At 48.3% G+C, this 5,134-nt stretch carries 8 protein-coding genes; 7 read left to right on the top strand and 1 reads right to left on the bottom strand.

Annotated elements, in window-relative coordinates:
* The 7 genes from RM811_RS08985 to RM811_RS08955 form a co-directional block, all read left to right on the top strand.
* Positions 1–361, top strand: a 361-nt coding sequence (locus tag RM811_RS08985; RefSeq protein WP_402523112.1) for an aspartate/glutamate racemase family protein, incomplete at its 5' end; no start/stop codon positions are given.
* A gap of 42 nt (positions 362–403) precedes the next feature.
* Entirely contained in the window at positions 404–589 is a 186-nt protein-coding gene (locus RM811_RS08980) for a hypothetical protein (RefSeq protein ID WP_402523109.1), read from the top strand.
* Between the two features lie 113 nt (positions 590–702).
* Complete coding sequence (locus RM811_RS08975) at positions 703–852, top strand: helix-turn-helix domain-containing protein (RefSeq protein ID WP_402523106.1); 150 nt, start codon at positions 703–705, stop codon at positions 850–852.
* A 125-nt stretch (positions 853–977) separates the two neighbouring features.
* Entirely contained in the window at positions 978–1,901 is a 924-nt protein-coding gene (locus RM811_RS08970; protein WP_402523104.1) for a LysR family transcriptional regulator, read from the top strand.
* A 268-nt stretch (positions 1,902–2,169) separates the two neighbouring features.
* Positions 2,170–3,000, top strand: a complete 831-nt coding sequence (gene pssA, locus RM811_RS08965; RefSeq protein WP_402523102.1) for a CDP-diacylglycerol--serine O-phosphatidyltransferase — start codon at positions 2,170–2,172, stop codon at positions 2,998–3,000.
* 174 nt (positions 3,001–3,174) lie between these two features.
* Positions 3,175–4,206, top strand: a complete 1,032-nt coding sequence (msrP, locus tag RM811_RS08960) for a protein-methionine-sulfoxide reductase catalytic subunit MsrP (protein WP_402523100.1) — start codon at positions 3,175–3,177, stop codon at positions 4,204–4,206.
* A 22-nt stretch (positions 4,207–4,228) separates the two neighbouring features.
* Positions 4,229–4,822 carry a sulfite oxidase heme-binding subunit YedZ gene (locus RM811_RS08955; RefSeq protein ID WP_402523097.1) on the top strand — a complete coding sequence of 198 codons (594 nt, stop codon included), beginning with the start codon at positions 4,229–4,231 and terminating at the stop codon, positions 4,820–4,822.
* A gap of 22 nt (positions 4,823–4,844) precedes the next feature.
* Here RM811_RS08955 and RM811_RS08950 read toward each other — a convergent pair.
* Positions 4,845–5,134 (bottom strand): hypothetical protein (locus RM811_RS08950; RefSeq protein ID WP_402523094.1); only part of this gene is annotated, 290 nt, incomplete at its 5' end.

Below are 5,134 nucleotides of genomic sequence, written 5' to 3'. Positions count from 1 at the left end.
TGCCACCATAGCCGCTGACATTTATAAAAAACGTATTCAGAAAATAAACGGCCAGTGTCTGGTTCCTGACGACCTCGGTCAGCAACAGGTAATGACGGCCATCTATGACATTAAGGCTGACCGTCTTGAGCAGGGCGCGCAGGGCATGGAAGCGATCTTCAATACCCTGATTGATGCCGGTGCAGAGGCAGTTATCCTGGGCTGTACCGAGATTCCTATTGGTCTTGCTGTAACTGCCAGAGAACAGCCACAGCGCTGTATCGATGCGACAGCTTTGTTAGCCAGGGCCTGTGTCGACTGGTATTACAGTGATTATGACCATTCTGGTCATCATGACCCTTATCAGGCTATTGCGGCTTAATCGCGCTTTCCACTTTATGGTTGCTTGATTTCTGGGGGAATTATGTTTCTGTTGCTGAAAAATGCTGAGTTGTATTCGCCAGAGTATCTTGGGAAAAAAGACATTCTGGTCTGTGCTGGCAAGATCGTTGCCATTGAAGATAAGGTTGATCAGGTTTTACCTGGAATCTGTCGTATTATTGATAGGCAGGGAGCGATCGTTGGCCCCGGTTTGATTGATCGGGACTGAGGCACAAACCCGCGCCCTTTAAGGGTGGGTCAAGCCGAGACTACTTTCTTTTGTTATCCGTATCACCGAAATCCAACTACTATTAACCTTCCAAGTGACCAAGCAATATAAAAATGCTCCAGGGTATCCGACTCAAGGCCAGTCCAGCAGACAGGCAAAAACTTATTTTGTCTCAGTGGATGGGCTGCGCTCGGTTTATCTGGAATGGAAAGTGTGACGAAGACCGTTATTACAGAACCTGTGCCAGAAAGTATTGCTTTTAGGCCTTTAGGCTCTCGAGTCCCAGGGGTCCTTTAGGGGCGAGTAGTTCACGTCAGAAGGTGAGTTACTGGTTCAGGGCAATTTTGAATAGCGGATAGCTATTTTAACCAATGTGCTTTGAGTCTTAATGAACCTGGAAACCAAATGGCTGGAAGATTTTCTGGCTTTAGCGGAGCTGCGTAACTTTTCCCGGGCAGCGCAGCGTCGTAATGTTACTCAACCGGCGTTTAGTCGTCGTATACGCAGTCTTGAACAGTCTCTCGGTGTTGAGCTCATTGACCGGGCCACAACGCCTTTGGCTCTGACCCCGGAAGGGCGACTGTTCCATACCACGGCCCGAAACCTTCTACGACAGATAGAAGATGGCCTGCATCAACTGAAAGGCCAAAGTGGTGTTGGGCCACAACCTCTGGATTTTGCTGCCGCTCACTCCCTTTCAGTGACCCTTTTGCCAGAACTGATAAAAACCATGAGTAATGATGGTCATGTTCTGAGAAGCCGGGTTGAGAGTATTGATGTGGATCTTGCGGTTGAAGCACTTCAGGAGGGCCGCTGTGACTTCCTGCTGGCCTTCGATATTGAAGCACTGATGCAACCTCCCTTTATCTGTCTCTCCCTTGGAAAAACAGAACTTCGACCGGTTTGTGCGCCAGACGCCCGTGGCTTGCCTTTGTTTCGACTGGATCAGTCTGACCCTGTTCCCATACTGGGTTACAGCCCTGCTGCTTTTATGGGGCGGCAGGTCAACGGTTTGCTTCGGGCCATTGATAATCTCCCCCGGTTTCAACCCGTGATGGAATCTTCACTGACTAATTTATTGAAGGTTATGGCTCTGAATGGGAGTGGCATCGCCTGGCTGCCTGGTTATGCCATCGTTGATGAGCTGAACAGTGGGCAGCTAGTGGATTTTGTCGGCCCGGATAAGCGGCAGGAATACTGGGGTTCTGTTGAAATAAAGCTTTATCGAAATGATGTGCGTCTCCATGCCGGGGCAGAACAGTTCTGGTCTTCCCTGCGCAGGCGATGTCAGCAGGGGTGGTCCCTAACCTAATGATTGACCTGACTATATCCCGAAAGATAAGCATTCGTGGTACAGTCTGCCGCTGATTCTGTAATGATGAGCCGTTGAAATAAAAAGCAACGAACACAACAAGCCCTGCCAGGCTTGGCCTGTGCTGGTCTTTTGGTCGCAATAACACAGTCATTTCCCTGCCTCCAAGGTGATGTATTGTGTTTAGGACTTGCATAAAGGCAGCTTGAGCCTTGGATCATAACAACGAATGTTGCGCTCGTTGCGGTTTTAATCAAGAGATGTGCCAATGAATGAGAAAATGGAAAAGCCGGAGAGTAATCGTGGTGCTGTTGATGGCTTTTTCCCCATCGACGAGCACGAAGAAGAGGTAATGGAAGAAGGGCAGGCTATCCGTCGCAAAGGCATTTACCTGCTGCCTAACCTGCTCACCACCGGTAACCTGTTCTGCGGTTTTTACGCCATTATTGCTGCCCAGGCCGGAAACTTCGGTCAGGCCTGCGTTGCCGTATTTGTGGCCATGATTCTGGATGGTCTGGATGGGCGCGTGGCCCGAATGACCAACACCATGAGCAAGTTTGGCGAGCAGTATGACAGCCTGGCCGACATGGTGACTTTTGGTGTTGCTCCGGGCATGGTGGCTTTCAGCTGGGCTCTGCATGATCTGGGCAAGTTTGGCTGGATGGTGGCGTTTATCTATGCCGCCTGTGCTGCGTTACGTCTGGCCCGCTTTAACGCCCAGATTGAAACAACAGATAGCCGCTACTTTACTGGCCTGGCCAGCCCTGCTGCCGCTGCCCTGGTTATTGGCATGGTATGGGCGCTGAGTGACTTTGGCTTTGATGGTGAGTCCACGCTGGTGGCTTTGCTGGGCGCCTTCATTACGGGTGGTGCGGGCGTATTAATGGTCAGTAATTTTCGCTATCACAGTTTCAAGAAGATTGACCTGAAAGGTCGGGTGCATTTTGTCTTCCTGCTGGCTATTGTTCTGGCGTTTGCCGTGGTATTTATGGATCCGCCAAGAACACTGCTACTGATCTTTCTGGCTTATGCCTGTTCTGGCCCGGTTACGGCGATCTGGCGTCTGGGTGATGGTAAAAGTGAGCAAGAGGAAGGCTAGACAATCAATCTTTAATCTTAAAAAGTCAGCAATGCTGGCTTTTTTTATTTCTGACAGTTGTAGATGCTTGAGCTCTGTAATATCAATTGGCAGTATGAAAGTATAATTTCGGCAATTTGTGTGATTACCTCACCCGACTGGCCATATAAAAGTAGTATCTGATAAGGAGCTATCATGCTACTGAAAATAAAAAAACGATCGGATGTATGCAGTAGTGAGATTACGCCAGAACCTGTCTACCATGAACGGCGGCGTTTTATTCAGCAGACTGGGCGTTTTGCTTTAGCTGGTCTTGGACTGGCATTGGCAGGATGCTCCCAGGAAGGTGAAGCGGTTAGTAAAAGTCCGCGAATAGATAGTATTCCATCTCCGGAAGGGCCTGACTGGCTAAAACAGAAGGTTGCCGGATTTAAGCCCAAAGTCTATACCACCACTGAATCTTTCACTCCTTATAAAGATGTCACTACCTACAATAACTTCTATGAGTTTGGTACTGGCAAAGGAGATCCTGCCAGCAATGCTCATACTCTTATAACTGATCCCTGGTCTGTTGTTATTGAGGGAGAAGTGGCAAAGCCCGGGCGTTATAGTCTGGAAGATATTCTTAAGCCTCACACCATGGAGGAAAGAATCTATCGCCTCCGGTGTGTTGAAGCCTGGTCGATGGTTATTCCCTGGATTGGTATACCCCTGGCTGAAATTTTGAAGCGATTTGAGCCCACCTCAAAAGCTCGCTTTGTTGAATTTACGACACTGTATGATCCTGAGCAGATGTCTGGTCAAAAAGCATCTTTTGGCTCTCTGGACTGGCCCTATGTGGAAAGCCTGAGAATTGATGAAGCCATGAACCCGCTCACGTTAATGGCAACCGGACTATACGGCGATGTATTGCCAAATCAGAATGGGGCTCCATTCAGGCTGGTGGTGCCCTGGAAGTATGGTTTCAAAAGTATTAAATCCATCGTAAAAATCCGACTGACTGAGCAGCAGCCCAAAACAACCTGGGAAACATTGGCTCCAGAGGAGTATGGGTTCTATGCCAATGTAAACCCGACAGTTGATCATCCTCGCTGGAGTCAGAAGCATGAACGACGACTGCCAGGTACATTGTTATCCCCGAACCGGATTAAGACGCGTCTGTTTAATGGTTATGCAGAAGAGGTTGCGGACCTATATAAAGGTATCGACTTGAGCCGTTTTTACTAATTAATAATAAGGGCCTGTGCCGATGGATCTGGTTGCAAAAATCAAGCTGGTCGTCTTTCCCCTGAGCCTTGTTCCACTGGCTGATCTGATTATAAAGGTATTGGATAACGATCTTGGGCCTGACCCGGCTAATGCCCTGACCCATGGGTTAGGGGAGTGGGCGTTGATTTTCCTGCTGCTGTCGTTGTCGATTTCCCCCGTCAGGCGAATAACCAGAGTCAATAAGTTGATACGGTTTCGGCGTATGCTGGGGCTGTTTTCTCTGTTTTACGCAGCACTTCACTTAATGGCTTATCTGGCTTTTATGCTGGCCTGGCAATGGCAGACTCTGTTAGAAGACCTTTATAAGCGCTCTTATATAATTGTAGGTGCATTTGCCTTATCCATTCTTATTGTCCTGGGTATTACATCTACAAAGAAAATGATGAGACGACTGGGTAAACAGTGGGGACGATTACATCGGTTGGTTTATGTTGCTGCTATTCTGGCGGTCATTCACTTTCTGTGGTTGGTGAAAAGTGATTATACAGAGCCACTGTTTTATGGACTTGCTTTGGTTTTACTTCTTATCTTCAGGCTGCCAGCGGTACGGCGTTTGTCTTTCTTGAAGCATTAAGGCGGATGCTTCTTATATGTGATCAATGTCTTGTAGGTAATAACCACAGTTGTTCATTGATGGAAGTTCCGTAAAATGCGCTCCTCTTCCACGACATACGTCGGGACAGCGAAACGAAAGTTGATTGCTGACCAGGAAGAACGATTTGGAAAACGGTTAGAAAATAGCCGATTGACAAATCAACGGGGTGCGGTAATATGCGCCTCCACTGACACGGCCCGAGCGGCAACGTCAGTGAGTTGGAAAGCTTCTTTCTTCTACGGCTTTTTAGTGAAGAGAATCGAGCCTTGACAACGAAAGCTGCTTCGGTAT

This window comes from Endozoicomonas sp. (assembly GCF_031844845.1).
GTDB lineage: Bacteria > Pseudomonadota > Gammaproteobacteria > Pseudomonadales > Endozoicomonadaceae > Endozoicomonas.
The sequence above is the reverse complement of the archived record's forward strand: the minus strand, read 5'-3'. Positions and strand labels throughout refer to the sequence as shown.

Excerpts from the sequence above, each read along its gene's own strand:
- RM811_RS08980 (WP_402523109.1), top strand. The coding sequence starts at position 404 with ATGTTTCTGTTGCTGAAAAATGCTGAGTTGTATTCGCCAGAGTATCTT.
- RM811_RS08975 (WP_402523106.1), top strand. The coding sequence starts at position 703 with ATGCTCCAGGGTATCCGACTCAAGGCCAGTCCAGCAGACAGGCAAAAA.
- RM811_RS08970 (WP_402523104.1), top strand. The coding sequence starts at position 978 with ATGAACCTGGAAACCAAATGGCTGGAAGATTTTCTGGCTTTAGCGGAG.
- pssA (WP_402523102.1), top strand. The coding sequence starts at position 2,170 with ATGAATGAGAAAATGGAAAAGCCGGAGAGTAATCGTGGTGCTGTTGAT.
- msrP (WP_402523100.1), top strand. The coding sequence starts at position 3,175 with ATGCTACTGAAAATAAAAAAACGATCGGATGTATGCAGTAGTGAGATT.
- RM811_RS08955 (WP_402523097.1), top strand. The coding sequence starts at position 4,229 with ATGGATCTGGTTGCAAAAATCAAGCTGGTCGTCTTTCCCCTGAGCCTT.